This is a genomic window from Colwellia echini (assembly GCF_002843355.2).
Classification (GTDB): domain Bacteria; phylum Pseudomonadota; class Gammaproteobacteria; order Enterobacterales; family Alteromonadaceae; genus Colwellia; species Colwellia echini.
Genome location: NZ_PJAI02000114.1, coordinates 1 through 351 on the forward strand (window position 1 = coordinate 1; position 351 = coordinate 351).

The 351-nt window shown below is 37.0% G+C and carries 1 tRNA gene; it reads right to left on the minus strand.

From position 1 onward, the window contains the following. Positions 1-246 precede the first annotated feature (246 nt). Positions 247-322 (minus strand) — tRNA-Ala (locus CWS31_RS17480). Positions 323-351: the final 29 nt, after the last annotated feature.

Below are 351 nucleotides of genomic sequence, written 5' to 3' on the forward strand. Positions count from 1 at the left end.
AACATATAAATACCGATATTTATATCAGCTTTCCAGATTGTTAAAGAACTAATCATTTGCCCGCATTCGGCAAAGACTTGGTTTAAAAAAACCAAATTTAAAATAACTTTAAAAGTTAAGCTTAAATTTGGCTTCTTTCTTTAATGAAGAAACAATAAATGGCCATTGCGAAGTTTTTCTAGGCATTTTGATGCGACGCATAGTATCTCTTATGCGAGTATCGAAATAACAACGAAAAAATCGTAATGGTGGAGCTAAGCAGGATCGAACTGCTGACCTCCTGCGTGCAAGGCAGGCGCTCTCCCAGCTGAGCTATAGCCCCATCAGGGTTTCTTTCAATTTCATTATCAT